This window comes from Novosphingobium aquiterrae (assembly GCF_042434435.1).
GTDB lineage: Bacteria > Pseudomonadota > Alphaproteobacteria > Sphingomonadales > Sphingomonadaceae > Novosphingobium > Novosphingobium aquiterrae.
The window spans coordinates 180169-198429 of sequence record NZ_JBHLTL010000001.1 but is presented as its reverse complement, the minus strand read 5'-3'; the positions used below and the strand labels follow the sequence as shown (position 1 = coordinate 198429).

General features: G+C 65.1%; 20 protein-coding genes. 11 read left to right on the top strand and 9 right to left on the bottom strand.

Annotation, left to right across the window (positions count from 1 at the left end):
- The gene (locus ACFFF7_RS01060) at positions 1 to 816 is read left to right on the top strand and encodes a TIGR04222 domain-containing membrane protein (protein WP_379479512.1); all 816 of its coding nucleotides are present in this window, start codon (positions 1 to 3) and stop codon (positions 814 to 816) included.
- Positions 817 to 820: 4 nt separating this feature from the next.
- Here ACFFF7_RS01060 and ACFFF7_RS01055 read toward each other — a convergent pair whose 3' ends face one another.
- Entirely contained in the window at positions 821 to 1672 is an 852-nt protein-coding gene (locus tag ACFFF7_RS01055) for a peptidoglycan recognition protein family protein (RefSeq protein ID WP_379479511.1), read from the bottom strand.
- An 83-nt stretch (positions 1673 to 1755) separates the two neighbouring features.
- On the opposite strand from ACFFF7_RS01055, the gene trmD reads away from it, so the two are divergent.
- A complete protein-coding gene (gene trmD, locus ACFFF7_RS01050; protein ID WP_379479510.1) occupies positions 1756 to 2502 on the top strand; it encodes a tRNA (guanosine(37)-N1)-methyltransferase TrmD in 747 nt (248 codons plus the stop codon).
- Positions 2499 to 2876, top strand: coding sequence for a 50S ribosomal protein L19 (gene rplS / locus ACFFF7_RS01045; protein WP_379479509.1), 378 nt, complete (start codon positions 2499 to 2501; stop codon positions 2874 to 2876). Before trmD ends, rplS begins: the two co-directional genes overlap by 4 nt.
- Before the next feature lie 72 nt (positions 2877 to 2948).
- Here the strand turns inward: rplS and ACFFF7_RS01040 are convergent, their stop codons facing one another.
- Complete coding sequence (locus tag ACFFF7_RS01040; RefSeq protein ID WP_379479508.1) at positions 2949 to 3473, bottom strand: class I SAM-dependent methyltransferase; 525 nt, start codon at positions 3471 to 3473, stop codon at positions 2949 to 2951.
- Between the two features lie 220 nt (positions 3474 to 3693).
- Between ACFFF7_RS01040 and ACFFF7_RS01035 the strand changes: the two genes are divergently transcribed.
- Genes ACFFF7_RS01035 through ACFFF7_RS01020 form a run of 4 tightly spaced genes read left to right on the top strand, consistent with a single transcriptional unit; the run spans position 3694 to position 8225 of the window.
- Entirely contained in the window at positions 3694 to 5940 is a 2247-nt protein-coding gene (locus tag ACFFF7_RS01035; RefSeq protein WP_379479507.1) for a S9 family peptidase, read from the top strand.
- Between the two features lie 38 nt (positions 5941 to 5978).
- Positions 5979 to 7004, top strand: coding sequence for an aspartate-semialdehyde dehydrogenase (locus tag ACFFF7_RS01030; RefSeq protein WP_379480443.1), 1026 nt, complete (start codon positions 5979 to 5981; stop codon positions 7002 to 7004).
- 4 nt (positions 7005 to 7008) lie between these two features.
- Positions 7009 to 7464, top strand: coding sequence for a GFA family protein (locus tag ACFFF7_RS01025; RefSeq protein WP_379479506.1), 456 nt, complete (start codon positions 7009 to 7011; stop codon positions 7462 to 7464).
- Positions 7461 to 8225, top strand: a complete 765-nt coding sequence (locus tag ACFFF7_RS01020; protein WP_379479505.1) for an alpha/beta fold hydrolase — start codon at positions 7461 to 7463, stop codon at positions 8223 to 8225. The genes ACFFF7_RS01025 and ACFFF7_RS01020 overlap by 4 nt, the downstream gene beginning before the upstream one ends.
- On the opposite strand, the gene ACFFF7_RS01015 is transcribed toward ACFFF7_RS01020, so the two are convergent.
- From ACFFF7_RS01015 to rpsF, 4 genes are all read right to left on the bottom strand, one after another.
- Positions 8203 to 9636, bottom strand: coding sequence for an AMP nucleosidase (locus ACFFF7_RS01015; protein WP_379479504.1), 1434 nt, complete (start codon positions 9634 to 9636; stop codon positions 8203 to 8205). The two genes, ACFFF7_RS01020 and ACFFF7_RS01015, sit on opposite strands and share 23 nt — an antisense overlap.
- Before the next feature lie 99 nt (positions 9637 to 9735).
- Entirely contained in the window at positions 9736 to 10350 is a 615-nt protein-coding gene (rplI, locus tag ACFFF7_RS01010) for a 50S ribosomal protein L9 (protein WP_379479503.1), read from the bottom strand.
- 13 nt (positions 10351 to 10363) lie between these two features.
- Positions 10364 to 10588 (bottom strand): 30S ribosomal protein S18, encoded by a 225-nt coding sequence (gene rpsR, locus ACFFF7_RS01005; RefSeq protein ID WP_379479502.1) that lies wholly within the window; start codon positions 10586 to 10588, stop codon positions 10364 to 10366.
- Between the two features lie 3 nt (positions 10589 to 10591).
- Positions 10592 to 10954, bottom strand: coding sequence for a 30S ribosomal protein S6 (gene rpsF / locus ACFFF7_RS01000; protein WP_379480442.1), 363 nt, complete (start codon positions 10952 to 10954; stop codon positions 10592 to 10594).
- Positions 10955 to 11142: 188 nt separating this feature from the next.
- On the opposite strand from rpsF, the gene ACFFF7_RS00995 reads away from it, so the two are divergent.
- Complete coding sequence (locus tag ACFFF7_RS00995) at positions 11143 to 12099, top strand: DUF808 domain-containing protein (RefSeq protein ID WP_379479501.1); 957 nt, start codon at positions 11143 to 11145, stop codon at positions 12097 to 12099.
- On the opposite strand, the gene ACFFF7_RS00990 is transcribed toward ACFFF7_RS00995, so the two are convergent.
- The 3 genes from ACFFF7_RS00990 to ACFFF7_RS00980 are packed head-to-tail and all read right to left on the bottom strand — an operon-like array spanning position 12074 to position 14809.
- Positions 12074 to 12496, bottom strand: a complete 423-nt coding sequence (locus tag ACFFF7_RS00990) for an HPr kinase/phosphorylase (RefSeq protein ID WP_379479500.1) — start codon at positions 12494 to 12496, stop codon at positions 12074 to 12076. The two genes, ACFFF7_RS00995 and ACFFF7_RS00990, sit on opposite strands and share 26 nt — an antisense overlap.
- Positions 12493 to 14070 (bottom strand): sensor histidine kinase, encoded by a 1578-nt coding sequence (locus ACFFF7_RS00985; protein WP_379479499.1) that lies wholly within the window; start codon positions 14068 to 14070, stop codon positions 12493 to 12495. The genes ACFFF7_RS00990 and ACFFF7_RS00985 overlap by 4 nt, the downstream gene beginning before the upstream one ends.
- The gene (locus ACFFF7_RS00980; RefSeq protein ID WP_379479498.1) at positions 14063 to 14809 is read right to left on the bottom strand and encodes a response regulator transcription factor; all 747 of its coding nucleotides are present in this window, start codon (positions 14807 to 14809) and stop codon (positions 14063 to 14065) included. The genes ACFFF7_RS00985 and ACFFF7_RS00980 overlap by 8 nt, the downstream gene beginning before the upstream one ends.
- Positions 14810 to 14983: 174 nt before the next feature.
- Between ACFFF7_RS00980 and ACFFF7_RS00975 the strand changes: the two genes are divergently transcribed.
- From ACFFF7_RS00975 to ACFFF7_RS00965, 3 genes are read left to right on the top strand one after another with little or no spacing between them, the layout of a single operon-like run.
- Complete coding sequence (locus ACFFF7_RS00975; protein ID WP_379479497.1) at positions 14984 to 15439, top strand: MarR family winged helix-turn-helix transcriptional regulator; 456 nt, start codon at positions 14984 to 14986, stop codon at positions 15437 to 15439.
- Positions 15432 to 16535, top strand: a complete 1104-nt coding sequence (locus ACFFF7_RS00970; RefSeq protein WP_379479496.1) for an HlyD family secretion protein — start codon at positions 15432 to 15434, stop codon at positions 16533 to 16535. Before ACFFF7_RS00975 ends, ACFFF7_RS00970 begins: the two co-directional genes overlap by 8 nt.
- A gap of 10 nt (positions 16536 to 16545) precedes the next feature.
- Complete coding sequence (locus ACFFF7_RS00965) at positions 16546 to 18153, top strand: DHA2 family efflux MFS transporter permease subunit (protein ID WP_379479495.1); 1608 nt, start codon at positions 16546 to 16548, stop codon at positions 18151 to 18153.
- Positions 18154 to 18261: the final 108 nt, after the last annotated feature.

Genomic DNA, 18261 nt, shown 5'->3' with positions numbered 1-18261 from the left:
GTGGGGCTTGGACCTTTCGACCTGACCGCTGGGCCGTTCCTGTCCCTTTACACCGTATTGCTGGTGGCGGCGGGCCTGCTTGGCCTGTTCCTTCCTGCCTGGCTACGCCCGCCGGGTCGGCCGGGGCGGGCCAGCGGGATCGATGACCTGGCCTTTCTTGCCGGAGGGAACAGCCGGATGATCGAGGCGGCGCTGGCGCGGCTCTATGCCGGCGGCGCGCTGTCGATGGACGATCGTGGGCGGTTTTCGGCGCGGCCCGGCGCCCGCGGCGAAACCGCGCTGGAACGCGCGATACTGCACGCCGCGGTTCAGATGCCGCTGGCCGGTGTCCTGCGCCAGGCGCGCGACCATGGTAGCGTGACCGACCGCCGCCTTACCGCCATAGGGCTGCTGATGGAGCCGACGGAGCGACTTGGTCGGCGCCTGCTAGCCGCCGCGCCCTTGATCGCGGTGCTTTGCTTTGGCCTGGTCAGGCTGGACATCGGCATGATGCGGGATAGGCCGGTGGGCTTTCTGATCATGCTGCTCATCGTCACAGGGATCTTGGCGCTGCTCCGCCTCGCCTTGTTCGATCCCCGTACTGATGAAGGCCGCGCGCAAGTGGTGGAGGCGCGGTCGCGCAACGAACGGCTGCGGCTGGCCCCAACCGGCGACGAAGCCGGCCTGGCCGTCGCGCTGTTCGGGACCGGCGCCCTGGTCGGCTCGCCGTGGTCGAGCCTGCACAGCAAGCGCAGCGGTGACGGCGGCGGTTGCAGTTCCAGCGGCGGCGATGGCGGCGGCTGCGGCGGCGGAGGCTGCGGGGGCTGCGGCAGTTGACGGGTCAGTCGGCCGTCATTGTCAGCTTGCCGACCTCCACCGCAAAGCGCGCCAGCTCGAAGTTCTGCGGATCGTCGTGGGCATCGGGGATCCCGCCATCCACCGTGTTGTGCTGCGCAGGGATCAGCCAGTGTCCGGCACGTGCGCTGGCATAGACGTACAGCGCCGCCAGCTGGCGATACTGCGCTGCGGAAAAGCCGGGGCGGGGGCCTTCGGTATGGCCTCGATCACTGTAGCCGGCCATATATCGCCGCGGCTGGACTGTCTCGATATGCAGGAACCGCCCGCGCGCCGGCACGCCGATGACGTAGGATTCCAGCTTGGTCGCGCGCCAGGCCTCCTGGAATTCGTGTCCGGCCCAGATCTGGCCATAGCGCGACAGGAAGATGTGGGCGACCGGCTCACGCGCGAACGTGCCGTCCATATAGGGCGCAAAGTCGTTGACTTGCCAGTCGGTGTCGAGATGGCGCGGGAATGGCGCGTCGGCATAGAAGGGCGTGCTGGTATCGTGGATGACGAAGTACAGCGCGGGCAGCCCGGCCTCGGTCCGGGCGATCGGCGCATCGGCATAGGTCCGGGCAAAGGTCTGATAGGGCTGCGGGAAGGCGGCAAGCGCGGCTTCCTTCATCGTCGGGCTGGGCGGCGTTCCGCTCGAAAGCAGGCGTTCGAACACCGCCGGCAGCGGCTGGTCCGATCGTTCGCCCAGCGGACCGACCTTGCGCAGCAGACACGTGGCTTGCTCGACCGGGGTCCCGGCAAAGGTCAAGCTATCGCGGTCAAACCGGCACTCGCCGATTTCCTCGGCAGCGACGGGGTTGGCTGCAGCAAGCAGCAGGGCAAGGGCAAGGCTGCGCATCATCGCCACTGTTCCGCAGGCCCGGCGCTTAGGCAAGTCAGCAATTGCGCCTTGCCCGCCAATCTGGGAAAGGCCCTGGCCATATGACTTTCCGCGCCACCGTCCTGACCCTCTATCCTGAAATGTTCCCGGGGCCGCTAGGCGTCAGCCTTGCAGGTCGCGCGCGGGACGAGGGGAAGTGGGCGCTCGATTGCGTCCAGATCCGCGATTTCGCGATCGACAAGCACAAGACGGTCGACGACACCCCGGCCGGCGGCGGGGCGGGGATGGTGCTGCGGGTCGACGTGCTGGCGGCGGCGATCGACCATGCCCGCGCGGCCAATCCCGCTGCACCCGTCATCGCCATGACCCCGCGCGGCACGCCTTTGACCCAGGCGCGGGTGCGCGCGCTGGCGGCAGGGCCAGGGGTGATCGTGCTGTGCGGCCGGTTCGAGGGTTTCGACGAGCGAGTTTTCGCCGGGCGGGGCGTCGAAGAGGTGTCGGTCGGCGACATCGTCCTGTCGGGCGGCGAGCCGGCGGCGATCATGCTGCTTGATGCTTGCATTCGGCTGCTTCCCGGCGTAATGGGCGCGGCTTCGAGCGGGACCGAGGAGTCGTTCGAGAACGGCCTCCTCGAATACCCGCACTATACCCGGCCCGCTGAGTGGGAAGGGCGCACGATCCCCGAAGTGCTGCGATCGGGGGATCATGCGAAGATCGCGGCGTGGCGCAAGTCACAGTCCGAGATCGATACACGGTCACGCAGGCCGGATCTTTGGGAGCCCTATGAGGGGGCTCGGGTCCAGCCTGCCTCTGGCGCGCGGCGAAAAAAGAAGGATATGGACCAGTGAACCTGATCCAGCAGATCGAAGCCGAGGAAATCGCCAAGGCGACTTCGGGCGACAAGGTAATCCCCGAATTCCGTCCCGGTGACACTGTCCGCGTCGGCGTGAAGGTCATCGAAGGCGAACGCAGCCGCGTCCAGATGTACGAAGGCGTTTGCATCGCCCGTGCCAACAAGGGCATCGGCAGCAACTTCACCGTCCGCAAGATGAGCTTCGGCGAAGGCGTGGAGCGTGTGTTCCCGCTCTATTCGCCCAACATCGACAGCATCACCGTCGTCCGCAAGGGCGTGGTGCGCCGGGCCAAGCTCTATTACCTGCGCGGCCGCACCGGCAAGCGCGCCCGCATCGCCGAGCGCCGCGACGTCCGCACTGAAGCGTAAGCGTCAACGCACGACATGCAAAAGGGCCGGGAGCGATCCCGGCCCTTTTCGTTTGGGTGGTTGGGGTTTGGCTCAGGCCGCCAGTTTGCGCTCGGCGCCGTCCGGCTTGCGGAAGATGCCCCATTGCGACAGTCCGGCAACGCGGCGCAGCGAGACCGCCTCGAACAGCGGGATGGTGCGGAAATCGATCAGGTGATCGTGCGGGCTGGTGCGCTTCTGGTTGAGGCCGACGGCTTCGAGCAGTTGCATCGCCCAGTCCATTTCAGGCACCGGCGAGGTCAGCAGCAACGTGCCGCCGGGTTTGAGCAAATCGAAGGCTTCCTGGAACAGATCGACGTGTTCGACCACTTCGAACGCGACGATCGCATCGAAGCTCTCGCCCTTGAGGCCCAGTTCGCGCCATTTGCGGATGTCGCCGACGATGTCGGCCGGCGGGAACAGGTCGTTGCCGACATAGCCGGTGTAGCCGGCGCTGCGCAGGTGATCCCCCACCCAGCGCGCACCGCAGCCGATCTCCAGGATCGCGGCATCCCTAGGCAAGGGATTGAGGAAATATTCGATCTTCTTGCGCTGGGCGATATCGCTGAGCATCGGCATGTGACGGGTCCCCCTGACGACCGCGGTGGTCTCTTCCCGGGTTCTTGCCGATTAGCCTTAACAAAAGGTAAGCGGCGACCCATTTGCGGGAGGGATTAGGTTCGACGCTGCACCTCAATCGACCAACGCCTCTGGCACAAAAGCCAGTTGGTTTTATGAAGGGCACCTCGGCGCCAGTCAGGGTGCCCTTCCGCCTTTGTTTCCGGGGAATTCCATTGTCATGCGTCTGCTGCCCGTCCTGCTTGCCGCTACCAGCCTGTTCGTCGCGCCCGCGCTTCATGCACAGGAGGCCGCTGTGACGTCGGCTTCCGCGGCTGGCACTGTCCTGCCGATCGAGCGGGTCTTCGCCAGCCCGAGCCTCAACGGACCGGTGCCGCGCGGGGTCAAGCTGTCACCCGACGGACGGTTTCTGACCATGCTGCGCAACCGCGCCGACGATCGCGAACGCTGGGACCTGTGGGGCTTCGATCGCACCACCGGCACGTGGACCATGCTGGTCGACTCGTTGAAGCTGGGATCGGGCCGGGACCTGTCCGAAGCCGAGAAGATGCAGCGTGAACGGATGCGCGTCGGCGACGTCAAGGGCATCGTCAGCTATGGCTGGTCGGCCGACGGCAAGGGCATTCTGGTCCCGCTCGATGGCGACCTGTTCCTCGCCCGGCTCGACGGGACGGTGCAGAAGCTGACCGACAGCAAGGAGGACGAGCTCAACCCCGCGCTGAGCGAAAAGGGCGGCTATCTCTCGTTCGTGTGCGACCGGCGGCTGTGGGTCGGCAAGACCGGCGGCGCAGCGCAAGCGATCACGCCCGAAGAAAAGGCCGGGACCGTTCACTGGGGGGAGGCCGAATTCGTCGCCCAGGAAGAAATGGCCCGCTTCACCGGTTACTGGTGGGCACCCGACGACAGCCGCATCGCTGTCCAGCGGTTCGATGACGCGCCGGTCGGCGTGGTCACGCGCGCTGCGATCGGGGCCGAAGGGACCAAGACCTTCGAGCAGCGCTATCCCGCGGCGGGCACGCCCAATTCGCTGGTCTCGCTGTTCGTGATGAAGCCCGATGGCAGCGAGCGGGTCGAGGTGGACCTGGGCGCAAACCGCGACATCTATCTCGCCCGGGTCAATTGGGCCCCTGGGGCCAGGACGCTCTACGTCCAGCGGATGAACCGCGAGCAGACCCGGCTCGATATGCTCAGCGTCGATCCGGCGACCGGCAAGTCCAGTGTGCTGTTCACTGAGAAGGCCGCAGCGAAGAGCTGGATCAACCTGTCGAACGATTACCGCTTTCTCGACGACGGCAGCCTGATCTGGTGGTCGGAACGCGATGGGTATGGTCACTTGTGGCACTTCAAGAAGGGCAAGTGGACCCAGCTGACCAAGGGCCCCTGGGTGGTCAGCAGTCTGGTCGGAGTCGACCAGAAGAAGGGCCGCGTAATCATCACCGCCAACAAGGACGAGGCGATCAGCCAGCACGTCTATGGCTTCGATCTGGCCCGGCCGGGCCGGCTCGACCGGCTGAGCGAAGCTGGCTGGACCAACGGCGCGACCATGGACAAGAGCGGGCAGACCCTGCTGATCTCGCGTTCTGCCGACAACCAGCCGCCACAGGTCTATCTGGCCGATCAGGCGGGCAAGCGGCTGGCCTGGGTCGAAGAAAACAAGGTCGATGCCAAGCATCCCTATGCCCCGTTCCTGTCCGGGCATCGCCCGGCACAGTTCGGCACGATCAAGGCGGTCGACGGCAGTGATCTGCACTGGAAGATGACCACGCCGGTGCTGGCGCCGGGCAAGCGCTATCCGGTGTTCTTCCAGCACTATGGCGGGCCGACCGCGCAGCAGGTGACGCGCGGCTGGGGCGGGGCACTGACCCAGGCCCTGGTCGACAAGGGCTTCATCGTGTTCGAGATCGACAACCGCGGCAGTGAGAACCGCGGCGTCCAGTTCGCCAGCCAGATCTGGCGGGCGATGGGCAGTGTCGAGGTGGAGGACCAGAAGGCCGGCGCGCTTTATCTGAAGACTTTGCCCTTCGTCGATCCGGGCAAGATCGCGATCTATGGCTGGTCCTATGGTGGCTACATGACGCTGAAGATGCTGCAGGCCGATCAGGGGCTCTTTGCCGCGGGCATCGCCGGCGCGCCGGTGACCAAATGGGAGCTTTACGACACCACCTATACCGAGCGCTATCTGGGCGATCCGAACAAGGAGCCAAAGGTCTACGAAAATGCCGATGCCCTGGCCGATGTCGCCAGGATCAAGGATCCGTTGCTGCTGGTCCACGGCATGGCCGACGACAACGTGGTGTTCGAGAACTCCTCCGCTCTGATCGCGCGGATGCAGGCGCAGAACGTGCCGTTCGAGATGATGCTCTATCCCGGCTACACCCACCGCGTTTCCGGCCCCAAGGTCAGCACGCACCTGTGGGAGACGATCCTGGCCTTCATGGCCCGCCATGGGGTGACGCCGCCGCAGTGAGGGGCTAGGGCGCAGGCTTAGTCGAGCGGAGAATGAAGATGGGTTACCGGGTGGTTGTGGTCGGCGCGACCGGCAATGTCGGGCGCGAAATGCTCAACGTGCTGGTCGAACGCGAATTTCCCTGCGACGAAGTGGCCGCGGTCGCCTCGTCGCGCTCGCAGGGCAGCGAGATCGACTTCGGCGAGAGCGGCAAGATGCTCAAGGTCCGCAATATCGAACATTTCGATTTTGCCGGGTGGGACATCGCCCTGTTCGCCGCCGGATCGGACATCGCCAAGACCTATGCCCCCAAGGCCGCGGCCGCGGGCTGCGTGGTGATCGACAATTCCTCGTTCTACCGCATGGACCCCGACGTGCCGTTGATCGTGCCCGAAGTGAACCCCGATGCGATCGACGGCTACAAGGCCAAGATGATCATCGCCAACCCCAACTGCTCGACCGCGCAGATGGTCGTGGCGCTCAAGCCGCTGCACGATGCGGCGCGGATCAAGCGGGTTGTCGTCAGCACCTACCAGTCCGTTTCTGGCGCGGGCAAGCAGGGCATGGACGAGCTGTTCGAGCAGAGCCGCAACATCTTCGTTGGCGATCCCAGCGTGCCGGTGAAGTTCACCAAGCAGATCGCCTTCAACGTCATCCCGCACATCGACAGCTTCCTGGATGATGGATCGACGAAGGAAGAATGGAAAATGGTGGTCGAGACAAAGAAGATCCTCGATCCGAAGATCAAGGTCACCGCCACCTGCGTGCGCGTACCGGTATTCGTCGGCCACTCGGAATCGATCAACATCGAGTTCGAGGACGAGATCAGCGCCGAACAGGCCCAGGACATCCTGCGCGAGGCACCCGGGATCATGCTGATCGACAAGCGCGAGGACGGCGGATACGTCACCCCGATCGAATGTGTCGGCGATGGCGCCACCTATGTCAGCCGCGTGCGCGAGGATCCGACCGTGGAAAGCGGCCTGTCGCTGTGGTGCGTATCCGACAACCTGCGCAAGGGTGCGGCGCTTAATGCGGTGCAGATCGCAGAACTGCTGGGGCGAAGGCATTTGAAGAAGGGCTAGGGCGATGGCGGATGAAATGACCGGTGGGTGCCAATGTGGCCGCGTCCGCTATCGTTTCGCGTCGGACGGTGCCCAGGCCTATTTGTGCCATTGCCGGATGTGCCAGCGCGCCACGGGCGGGTTTGCAGCGGCACTGGTCAATATCCCCGCAGCTGCCGGTTTCGAATGGCTGAGCGAGCCCGATTGGTACGCGTCATCTCCCATCGCGCAGCGGCCATTCTGTTCGGCCTGCGGAACGCCGCTGGGGTTTGCCTACAACGATTCCGCCAGTGAGGGTGCTCTGGACGTGACCTACGGCTCGCTCAATACGCCTGGCCGTCTGGCCCCGCAGGCGCACTTCGGCGTCGAATCGCTGCATGAATCCTGGATCGATACCAGCGCCCTGCCACGCCATCGCAGCGACGGGACGGCGAGCGTTTCCGAGCGCTGGACCAAGGCAGGACTGGAGGTTCCCGAATGAGTGCGACGCTTGACTGGTATGACGGCCATGGCGGAACCCGCTTGGCTCTGCACCGGATGGGAGCGGGTCGGCCCTTGATCCTGCTCCACGGACTGTTCTCCAGCGCCGAGATGAACTGGATCAAGTGGGGCCACGCCGCCTTGCTGGCCGAGGCCGGATTCGAGTGCCTGATGCCGGATCTGCGCGCCCACGGGCAGAGCGCCGCGCCGCACGATCCCGCGGCCTATCCCGATGACGTGCTGGCGCTGGATCTCAAGGCGCTGGTGGCACAGCTTGGGCTGACCGACTTCGACCTTTGCGGGTTTTCGCTCGGTTCACGCACGTCAGTCCGCGCCGTGGTCGGCGGGCTCAAGCCGCACCGTCTGGTGCTGGGCGGGATGGGTCTGGAAGGGCTGGCCGGTTGGACCGGCAGGCAGGCCTTCTTCATCGACGCGGTCGACAGGTTCACCGAGGTAAAGCATGGCGATCCGGCCTATTACGCGGTCCAGTTCATCAAGAGCATGAAGATCGACCGGACTGCGGCACGCCTGCTGCTCCAGACCTTCGCCGACACCCCGCCCGAGGCGCTGGCGGTGCTGACCATGCCGACCGCTGTCATCTGCGGCGACGAAGACCGCGACAACGGCGATCCCGCAGCCCTGGCAGCCGCGCTGCCCGACGCGGTCCACGTGGTCGTCCCCGGCACCCACATGGGTTGCGTCACCAAGCCGGACCTGGGCCTGGCGATCCGGGATTTCCTTACCGGAACGGCGGTTCGTTGAAGGCGCGCAGTTTGCGGCTGTGCAGGCGTGCGCCCTGGGCGCGGAGCAGTTCGACCGTGGTGGTGCCGATCAACAGGTGCGAGGCGATCGTTTCCTCGTAGAAGCGGTTGGCCTGGCCGGGCAGCTTGATCTCGCCGTGGAGCGGCTTGTCCGACACGCACAGCAGCGTCCCGTAAGGCACGCGGAAACGATAGCCCTGGGCGGCGATGGTCGCGCTTTCCATGTCGATGCCGATGGCGCGGCTCTGGCTGAGACGGCGGGCCGACTGGGTATAGCGCAGCTCCCAGTTGCGATCGTCGGTGGTGGCCACGGTGCCGGTGCGCATCCGCTTCTTGAGGTTGGCACCGACATCGCCGCTGACCATCTCGGCCGCCTGAGCCAGGGCGATCTGCACTTCGGCGATTGCCGGGATTGGGATCTCCGGTGGGAGAACGCAATCCAGCACGTGGTCGTCACGCAGATAGGCGTGGGCCAGCACGAAGTCGCCGATCTTCTGGGTGTCGCGCAGGCCGCCGCAATGGCCGATCATCAGCCAGGCTTCGGGGCGCAGCACTGCCAGGTGATCGCAGATCGTCTTGGCGTTCGATGGTCCGACGCCGATGTTGACCAGGGTGATCCCCGAATGGTCGGGCCGGATCAGGTGATAGGCCGGCATCTGGTGCCGCCGCCAGGCCGTATCGGACAGACGTTCGCGGGCATTCTGGGTCTCGGCGTCCAGGAACAGTCCGCCGGCACCCGACAGCGCGGTATATTCGTCCTTGCCCAGCTGCTGGCCCGCCCAGTCGACGAATTCGTCGACATAGCGGTGGTAGTTGGTGAACAGCACGAAGCGCTGGAAGTGTTCGGGCGCGGTGCCGGTGTAGTGGGCCAGGCGGGCCAGGCTGAAATCGGTGCGCAGCCCGTCGAACAGCGCCAGCGGGATGGTTTCGTCCATCCCGTCGACAGCGACGCCGTCGGCCAGTTCATCACCGATCATCGCCAGCTCGGTCGAAGGGAAGTGGCGGGCAAGTTCGCCCGGGCTGACCGCGCCGAGTCCGGAGCTGGCATCGACCACGTAAGGGAAAGGGATTTCCTGGGCCGAGCGCCCGACCGAAATCTCTATCTCATAGTCCCCGGCCAGCAGCTCGAGCTGTTCCGAAAGGTAATCGGCGAACAGCGCAGGGCGGGTCACGGTGGTGGTAAAGGTGCCATCATGGGCCAGCCGGCCAAAGGCGCGGGCCAGATCGGGGCGGGTTTCGACCCCGCGATAGGTGACCTTGAGCTCGGGATAGCACCAGGCGTTCGTCGCGCGGCGATCGGCCGGGGGAAGGGTGCCGTCGGTCGCATATGCGATGACATCGCTGCGCAGGGTGGTGACGGCTTGTTCGTAGACGCGGACCAGTTCCGCGATGATTGTTTCTGTCGTTTCCATCGCGGGCCTATAACCATAGTCACGCGGCATTTCAATGACAGCAAAGAAAAGGGGGCGCCGCAGCACCCCCTGATCTTGTCCGGAATGGCGAAGAAGCGCTTAGGCTTCGTCGCCTTCCTCAGCTTCGGCCTCGGCAGCCGGAGCGGCAGCTTCGGCTTCCAGATCTTCGCCGTTGCCCGGTTCGAAGTCGCTGGCGGCATCGGCCGCAGCTTCGTCTTCGAACATGGCCTTGATCACGTCGACGCCCTGGGCCTGCTGTTCGGCCTCATCGGTCGAACGCGCGACGTTGACCTTGACGGTCACGATCACTTCGGGGTGCAGCGCAACCTTGACGTCGAACACGCCGATCGTCTTGATCGGGCGTTCCAGCACGATCATCGACCGGGTCAGGTTGGCACCATCGGCGTTGAGCGCTTCGATGATGTCGCGCACCGAAACCGAACCGTACAGCTGGCCGGCATTCGACGACGCGCGGATCAGCACCACCGACTTGCCTTCGACGTCCTTCGAATGGACTTCGGCTTCGCCGCGGCGGGTTGCGTTGTCGGCTTCGATCTTGGCGCGATTGGCTTCGAAGACCTTGCGATTGGCATCGTTGGCGCGCAGCGCCTTCTTGTTCGGCAGCAGGAAATTGCGTGCGTAACCGTCCTTGACGGTAACGACGTCGCCAATGGTGCCGAGCTTCTCGATACGTTCGAGGAGGATGATATCCATGATGTCTCTCCCCTTACTTCACGAGGTAGGGCAGCAGGCCCAGGTGACGGGCACGCTTGATCGCCTGGCCCAGTTCGCGCTGCTTCTTGGCAGAAACGGCGGTGATCCGGCTCGGCACGATCTTGCCGCGTTCAGACATATAGTTCTGAAGCAGGCGCGTGTCCTTGTAGTCGATGACGGGAGCGTTCTTGCCCGAGAACGGGCAGCTCTTGCGGCGGCGGAAGAATGCGCGGGCCATCTCTTAGTACTCCTCGCGTTCGCGGCGCTTGGTGCGTTCGCGCTCGTTCTTGCGCATCTGCACCGAAGGACCGGCTTCATGCTCGTCGACGCGGACGGTCATCCAGCGGATCACGTCTTCGTTGATCGCGGTCTGGCGTTCCAGCTCGGCAACGGTGCCGGCGGGGGCCTCGATGTTGAGCATCACGAAGTGCGCCTTGCGGTTGCGCTTGATCTTGTAGGCGAGGTTCTTGAGGCCCCAGGTTTCGGTCTTGGTGACCTTGCCCTGGTGGGCTTCGACGATCTCGGTGGCGGTAGCGGCCAGCGCGTCAACTTGCGCCTGGCTCAGATCCTGGCGGGCCAGGAAGACATGCTCATAGAGCGGCATGTACAGCCTTTCATTCATCTAACCGATCGCTGGCTGATCCGCACCATTGCGGGGCCCCTCCGGCTTTCTGTGCTCCGGAATCGCTTCCGGAAGCGGCGGCCCTTACCGGGTCCGCCAGGAAAAGCAAGCCTTGCGCGTTACAGCATGGCTGTCCAAATGCGGTTTACAGCGAACAGAGGGACACCTTCATGCCGACCGGCCTGGTTGCATTGCTTGACGATATTTCCGTGATTGCCAAGGCGGCAGCAGCATCGATCGACGACGTCGGCATGGCCGCGGCCAAGGCTGGGACCAAGGCCGCCGGGGTGGTGATCGACGATGCCGCGGTGACGCCGACCTATGTCACCCAGTTTACCCCGGATCGTGAGCTGCCGATCATCTGGAAGATCGCCAAGGGCAGCCTGTTCAACAAGCTGGTCCTGCTCCTGCCCGGCGCCTTGCTGATCAGCCAGTTCCTGCCTTGGGCGATGACCCCGCTGCTGATGATCGGCGGGCTTTTCCTTTGCTATGAGGGCGCGGAAAAGATCATGGAGAAGCTGGGCGGGGAAGAGCACGGCCAGACCCTTGACGATCCGATCAGCGATATCGCCGCGTTCGAACAGGAACGCGTGTCGGGCGCGGTGCGCACCGACCTGATCCTTTCGGCCGAGATCATGGCGATCGCCCTGGCCGAGATCGCCGACAGCCCGATCTTGGAGCGCGGCGTGGTGCTCGCACTGGTCGGCGTGGTGATCACCGTGCTGGTCTATGGCGCGGTCGCGCTGATCGTGAAGATGGACGACATCGGCCTGCACATGGTTGAGAACCGCCGGACGAAAGCGGCGCGCGCGGTCGGGCGCGGCCTGCTGCTGGCAATGCCCAAAGTGCTCGCGGTGCTGTCAGTCGTCGGCACGGCAGCCATGCTGTGGGTCGGCGGCGGGATCATCGTCCACGGCCTGCACGAACTTGGCGTGCATGCCCCTTCCGATGCAGCCCACGCGGTGCAGCACGCGGTCGAACAGGCGACGGGGCCGCTTGGCGCTGTGCTGGGCTGGCTGACCTATGCGGTTGCCTCTGCCGTGGTCGGACTGGCGCTCGGCTGGCTGGTCGCGGTAAGCTTCCACGGCGGGCAGAAGCTGTTCAGGCGTCCAGCCCCCAGCACCTGAGCGCCGCCTCGGCGCGCAGGGGCAGTGCCGGACTATCCGGCCACAGGCGGATCAAGGGCAGGGTGACCCCCTCGATCGCCACCCATTCGGCTGCATCGACGAAACGCGGCGCTTCGGGATCGAGCCGCAGGATCAGACACAGCGGAGCCGCCTGCGCGACCGGATAGGACAGCAGGCCGACGTTGCGCACTTCCAGCAGCCCTTCGACATTGGGCGGCGCACTGGCGACCAAACGTTCGCCGCTCCGTGCGAGGGTCAATCCGTCGTCACCAATCAGCTTTGCACCGCGGTCGATCAGTGCCAGGGCCAGGCTCGACTTGCCGCTGCCCGGGGGACCCTCGATCAATACCCCGCGCCCCCCGATTGCAACGGCGCTGACGTTGACCAGCAAGCTCATTCGTCGTCCTCTTCCTGCTCGAGCGGCAGCTCGGCCAGGAGGCAGGCGCCCCGCTGACCGTCGTCGCGGTCTGTCGCGATCAGGGTCCCGTCATGGGCGTCGATGATTGTTCGGGCGATGGCCAGACCCAGACCCGAATGACTGCCGAAATCCTCGTCGGTCGGGCGCAGCGAATGGAACCGCTCGAACACCTTGTCGCGCGCCTCCAGCGGGATCCCTGGCCCTTGATCGCGCACCCCCAGGCGGACGTGGTCGTCCATCCGTTCGAGGGTGATCTCGACCACGCCTTGCGGCGGCGAGAACGACAGGGCGTTGTCGACCAGGTTTTCCAGTACCCGTTCCAGCCGCGGCGGATCGCCGGGAACGATGAAGGGTCCGGGGCCAAGCGGCACCAGCTTCACCGTGCGGCGATCGTCCATGCGCCGCTGCGCGCGGGCGCTGACCAGCGATCCGGCCAGGGCATCAAGATCGACCGGTACGAACTGGGTGCGGCTCAGCTCGGCATCAATCCGGCTGGCCTCGGCGATTTCGGTTACCAGCCGGTCGATCCGGCGCACGTCATGCTCGGCAATCCCGGTCAGTTGCTGGCGCAGCGCCGGATCATCGACCTTGCCCAGGGTCTCGATCGCGCTGCGCAACGATGCGAGCGGGTTCTTGATTTCGTGTGCGACGTCGGCGGCGAAGGTCTCAACCGCGTCGATCCGGTGGCGCAGGGCCAGGGTCATGTCCGACAGCGCGCGGGCCAGCAGGCCGATTTCGTCGCCGCGTTCGGGCAGGCGCGGGACAACCACCTCGCGGTCGCGGCCCAGGCGGACCCGGACGGCGGCACGAACCAGCGCACGCAGCGGCTGGACGATGGTGCGGGCGAGATAGAGCGATAGCTGGATCGATATGATCAGCGTAACCGCGATGACGATCGCGAGCGTGCTGCGCGCATCGCGGATGTCCTGGGTAATGTCGCGGGCATTGCGCGTCGTCAGCAGCATTTCGCCGCGCACCCCGACCGGCGCAGCGACGCTGATTACCGGCGTTTCATCCGGTGCGGCGCGTTGCAGTACCCAGGTCCGGCCGGTGGCCTTCGCCGCGGCAAGTTCAGGCCAGGCCGCGACGTTGTCGATCGCCGGATCGCGATAGACCGGAACCGGGGTGGTCCCCAGAATGAAATTCATGCCCCTGTCGATGCGCCGCGCGGCCTGTAGCAGGAACGGCTCGCTGGCGGGATCGACGAAGACATAGGCCGCGCCGGAAACCCGGTCGCTATCCAGGATCAGCGCGCCTTGCGAATTGTACAGCCGCAGCCGCAGATCCTGGTCGCCGCTAACCCGCCCAAACAGCGCCTTGCGCCCGGCGATCGGGGTTTCGGCCAGACCGTCGGCGGTGATCTCGGCCTCGGCCCGGGCCAGCTTGAAGCGCACCTCGAGCAGCTGCTTGCGGTACGAATCGAGGTAGAACAGGCTGCCGGCCAGTAGCCCGAGGGCGATGATGTTGACCGCCAGGATCCGCACGGTCAACGATGTGCGCCGGGTCCAGACCCGCCGACGCCGCCTGCCGGAATCGGGAGCGGTTTCAGCCATCGGTGAAGGAATAGCCTGCACCGTACAGCGTCTCGATCGCGCCGAAGCCGGTGTCGACAGCGCGGAACTTGCGGCGCAGGCGCTTGATATGGCTGTCGATCGTCCGGTCATCGACAAAGACATCGTCGCTGTAGGCGGCGTCCATCAGCTGGTTGCGGCTTTTGATCACGCCGGGGCGGCTGGCCAGCGCTTCGAGGATCAGGAACTCGGTCACGGTCAGCGATACCGGCTCGCCATCCCACAGCACTTGGTGGCGCTGCGGATCCATCTCCAGCCTGCCGCGGCGTATCGTCTCGCTATCCTCTCCAGTGTCAGCCGTGCCGAGTTCGACCCGCGGCAGTTCGCTGCGGCGCAGGATCGCCCGGATCCGGGCGATAAGCAGGCGCTGGCTGAACGGCTTGGCGATATAGTCGTCGGCACCGAGGGCCAGGCCCAGCGCCTCATCGGGTTCCTCGTCCTTGCTGGTCAGGAAAATCACCGGCAGCGCGCTTCTGGCGCGCAGCTGCCGCAGCAATTCCAGACCGTCCATGCGCGGCATCTTGATGTCGAACACGGCGAGGTCTGGCGGATTGTCGAGCAGCGCCTTCAGCGCCGTTTCACCATCCGAGTAAACCCGTGTCGCAAAGCCCTCGGCCTGCAGTGCGATCGATACCGTGGTCAGGATATTGCGATCGTCGTCGACCAGCGCGATTGTCTGCCGGACAGCGGGCGCGGGAGGTGAGGTGGCGGGCTCGGTCATCTGACCTCTGGGCTAGCCGCTTGCGGACAAGGTGGCAATCGGTGGGCAGCGTTCGGCGCCTGACCAACGCCGATCAGCCAATTGCCGGTTGGACCATCCCGGTCCGGGTGCAGCTTCGGGCTGCGATTCCATTCACGCTGACTGTCCACTTGACTATTATATGCATAGTTATATATGTCACAGTATATGGAAAACATCGGATCGATTCTTGCGGATACCTCGCGCCTGATGCGGCGGGCCTTTGATGCCCGGGCCCGCTCGATTGGCGTGACCCGTCCGCAATGGCAGGTGCTGGTCACCCTTAAGCGCCACGAAGGCATCAATCAGGGCGGTCTGGCCGAACAGCTGGATGTTGAACCGATCACCGTGTGCCGCATGGTTGATCGCCTGCAGGAGGCGGGTCTGGTGGAACGGCGCGCCGACGCCGCCGATCGCCGTTCGTGGCGCCTGCACCTCACCCCGCGCGCGCACGATCTGCTCGATCAGCTGCGCCCGATGGCCGACGCGATGATCGAGGAGGCGCTTGACGGCATTGTCGAAACCGACCGCCAGAAGCTGACCACGCTGCTCGAACAGGTGCGCCAGAACCTGTCGCGCAAGCTGGTGGAACAGGTGGTGGCCAATGGCTGATCGCGATCCGCAGATCGTCGCCGAAGACGCGCAGCCGTTTGAAGATGCGATGGCGCAGGACGATGCTGACATTGCCCGTCCCGCCAAGGCGCCGCGCAACTGGCGCCGCCTTGCATTGATGCTGGCGGTCCCGCTGCTGATCATCGGCGGCGCGATCGGCTATTGGCAAAGCCTGCAGGGCAAGGTTTCGACCGACAATGCCTATGTCCAGCAGGACAAGGTTTCGGTCAGCGCCGAAGTCGGCGGCAAGATCGTTTCGGTCGCGGTGCGCGAAGGCCAGCAGGTCAAGGTCGGGGACGTGCTGTTCGTGGTCGATCAGGCACCCTATCAGATTCAGCTCGCCCAGGCTGACGCGGCGATCGCCAGCGCCCAGGCCAATGCCACCGCGCTGGCCAGCTCGGCGGCGATGTCGGGCGCGGATATTTCCGCTGCACGCGAAGACATCGGCTTCGCCCAGGCCAATTACGAGCGTCAGCGCGCGCTGTGGGAACGCGGCTTCACCACCAAGGCGGCCTATCAGGCAGCGCAGCACCAGGTTGCCCAGGCGCGCGAAACCCTGAAGCTGGCCGAAGCCAAGCAGACCGAAGCGCAGGCCAAGCTGGCCACCGGATCGCAGGTGCCGGGCGTGTTGCCTGCCATCGCTGCGGCCCAGGCCCAGCGTCAGTCGGCCCAGCTCAACCTGTCCCGCACCGTGGTCCGCGCACCGCTTGCCGGCCGCATCACCCAGGCCGACCGTCTGCTGGCCGGGCAGGAAATCGTCTCCGGCCTGCCGGTGGTAACGATCGTCGCCAATGCGCAGAGCTATGTCGAAGCGAACTTCAAGGAAACCGACCTGGCCGAAATGAAGGTCGGCCAGCCCGCCACGATCGAATTCGATGCCTATCCCGGGGTAAAGCTGAAAAGCCATGTCGCATCGATCGGCGCCGGTACCGGCAGCGAGTTTTCGGTGCTCCCCGCGCAGAACGCGACCGGCAACTGGGTCAAGGTGACGCAGCGCGTGCCGGTGCGGATCGCCATCGACCAGGCCAGCCCGCGCCCGCTGATCGCCGGCCTGTCGAGCCACGTCACCGTCCGCACCGACGGCAAGTCGCGCTAAGGCAGCCGGCATGGCAAGCACGCCCGCCGCATTGGGCCGGGGTGGCAGGGCCAGGGCAGCCGCGCCGCCGCCGCCCGCACCAGTCGAGGATGTCGCCTCGCTGCCGGTGGCCAATCCGCTGCTGGTCGTCATCGGGGTGATGACGGCATCGCTGCTGCAGATTCTCGACACGACAATCGCCAACGTCGCGATTCCGCACATGCAATCCTCGCTGGGGGCAACCCCGGACGAAGTCAGCTGGGTACTGACCAGCTATATCGTCGCCAGCGCGGTGGCGATCCCGACCACGGGCTGGCTGGCCGACCGCATCGGCTCGCGCCGACTTTTCATTCTCTCGACCGCCGCATTCGTCCTTTCATCGATGCTGTGCGGGATGGCCCAGAACATTACCCAGATGGTCCTGTTCCGCACACTCCAGGGAATTTCCGGCGCGTTCATCTCGCCGCTCAGCCAGTCGGCCATGCTCGACGTCAACCGGCCCTCGAAACAGGCGCAGATGATGGCGATCTGGGGGATGGGGCTGATGGCCGGGCCGATTCTGGGGCCGATCATCGGCGGCTGGCTGACCGAAAACTGGAACTGGCGCTGGGTGTTCTATGTCAACGTGCCGCTGGGCGTGATCGCGCTGGCGCTGATGATTGCCGAACTGCCATCGCGGCCGATCGTTCGGCGACGCTTCGATTTCTTCGGCTTCGCGATGATCGCAATCGCGATTTCCGCGCTGCAGCTGATGCTCGATCGCGGCAACCACGTCGACTGGTTCGAATCGATCGAGATCTGGATCTATGCGATTGCGATCGGCTGTTCGGTGTGGATGGGCGGCGTCCATTTCCTGACGACCAAAAAGCAGACCCTGTTCAGCGGGACCCTGTTTGCCAACCGCTCGTTCGTGACCGCGTTCCTGTTCATGTTCGCCATGGGCATCATCATGTTTGCGTCGATGGCCCTGCTGCCGTCGATGTTGCAGCGCCTGCTGGGCTATTCGGTGATCGGGACCGGCTGGGCGATGATGCCGCGCGGCGTCGGCACGCTGATTAGCATGCAGCTGTCGGGCATCCTGGTTCGGCGCGGGGTCGATCCGCGCATGATTCTGCTGGTCGGCTTCTCGCTGGCCGCCGCATCGTTCTGGCAGATGTCGCACTGGTCGCTCTATATCGATCAGGGCCCGGTCATCCTCAGCGGCTTTATCCAGGGACTGGGCATCGGGCTGCTGTTCATCCCGCTGAACAACAGCGCCTTTGCGACGCTGCCCGCGCCGCTGCGCACCGAGGGTTCGAGCCTGCTCAACCTGTCGCGCTCGCTGGGTGCGTCGGTCGGCATCGCGATCACAACGGCGCTGCTGGCGCGTAACCTGCAGACCAGCCATTCCGACCTGTCATCGCACGTCACCGCATCGATGACCGCGCTGATCGATTTTTCGACGATTGACCGCTTCCAGCAACTGGGCACCACCGCACTTTCGGTGGTCGATGCCGAGATCAACCGCCAGGCGGCAATGGTTGCCTATATCGACAATTTCTACCTGATGATGTGGCTCAGTCTGGTCGTCACGCCACTGGTGCTGCTGATGCGCCGGCCGGCAAGCGTTACCATAGTGAAAGGCGAAGTGCCGCATTGACGCACTGATGGGCCAGTGACGCAGTGCTGGATGGGGCGGCAGGATTGCCGACGCTTCGCGCCGTCGCCTGCGCTGACGCTTCGGCTCGAACCTGAGTCGTTTTCTGTT

What these genes read in the sequence shown, in the direction of transcription:
- ACFFF7_RS00980 (WP_379479498.1), bottom strand. Translation starts at nt 14,809, where the DNA reads ATGACCGAGCCCGCCACCTCACCTCCCGCGCCCGCTGTCCGGCAGACA.
- ACFFF7_RS01020 (WP_379479505.1), top strand. Translation starts at nt 7,461, where the DNA reads ATGAGTGCGACGCTTGACTGGTATGACGGCCATGGCGGAACCCGCTTG.
- ACFFF7_RS00985 (WP_379479499.1), bottom strand. Translation starts at nt 14,070, where the DNA reads ATGGCTGAAACCGCTCCCGATTCCGGCAGGCGGCGTCGGCGGGTCTGG.
- rplI (WP_379479503.1), bottom strand. Translation starts at nt 10,350, where the DNA reads ATGGATATCATCCTCCTCGAACGTATCGAGAAGCTCGGCACCATTGGC.
- ACFFF7_RS00990 (WP_379479500.1), bottom strand. Translation starts at nt 12,496, where the DNA reads ATGAGCTTGCTGGTCAACGTCAGCGCCGTTGCAATCGGGGGGCGCGGG.
- ACFFF7_RS00965 (WP_379479495.1), top strand. Translation starts at nt 16,546, where the DNA reads ATGGCAAGCACGCCCGCCGCATTGGGCCGGGGTGGCAGGGCCAGGGCA.
- ACFFF7_RS01035 (WP_379479507.1), top strand. Translation starts at nt 3,694, where the DNA reads ATGCGTCTGCTGCCCGTCCTGCTTGCCGCTACCAGCCTGTTCGTCGCG.
- ACFFF7_RS01025 (WP_379479506.1), top strand. Translation starts at nt 7,009, where the DNA reads ATGGCGGATGAAATGACCGGTGGGTGCCAATGTGGCCGCGTCCGCTAT.
- ACFFF7_RS01030 (WP_379480443.1), top strand. Translation starts at nt 5,979, where the DNA reads ATGGGTTACCGGGTGGTTGTGGTCGGCGCGACCGGCAATGTCGGGCGC.
- ACFFF7_RS00970 (WP_379479496.1), top strand. Translation starts at nt 15,432, where the DNA reads ATGGCTGATCGCGATCCGCAGATCGTCGCCGAAGACGCGCAGCCGTTT.
- ACFFF7_RS00975 (WP_379479497.1), top strand. Translation starts at nt 14,984, where the DNA reads ATGTCACAGTATATGGAAAACATCGGATCGATTCTTGCGGATACCTCG.
- ACFFF7_RS01055 (WP_379479511.1), bottom strand. Translation starts at nt 1,672, where the DNA reads ATGCGCAGCCTTGCCCTTGCCCTGCTGCTTGCTGCAGCCAACCCCGTC.
- ACFFF7_RS01040 (WP_379479508.1), bottom strand. Translation starts at nt 3,473, where the DNA reads ATGCCGATGCTCAGCGATATCGCCCAGCGCAAGAAGATCGAATATTTC.
- ACFFF7_RS00995 (WP_379479501.1), top strand. Translation starts at nt 11,143, where the DNA reads ATGCCGACCGGCCTGGTTGCATTGCTTGACGATATTTCCGTGATTGCC.
- rpsF (WP_379480442.1), bottom strand. Translation starts at nt 10,954, where the DNA reads ATGCCGCTCTATGAGCATGTCTTCCTGGCCCGCCAGGATCTGAGCCAG.
- ACFFF7_RS01015 (WP_379479504.1), bottom strand. Translation starts at nt 9,636, where the DNA reads ATGGAAACGACAGAAACAATCATCGCGGAACTGGTCCGCGTCTACGAA.
- rpsR (WP_379479502.1), bottom strand. Translation starts at nt 10,588, where the DNA reads ATGGCCCGCGCATTCTTCCGCCGCCGCAAGAGCTGCCCGTTCTCGGGC.
- trmD (WP_379479510.1), top strand. Translation starts at nt 1,756, where the DNA reads ATGACTTTCCGCGCCACCGTCCTGACCCTCTATCCTGAAATGTTCCCG.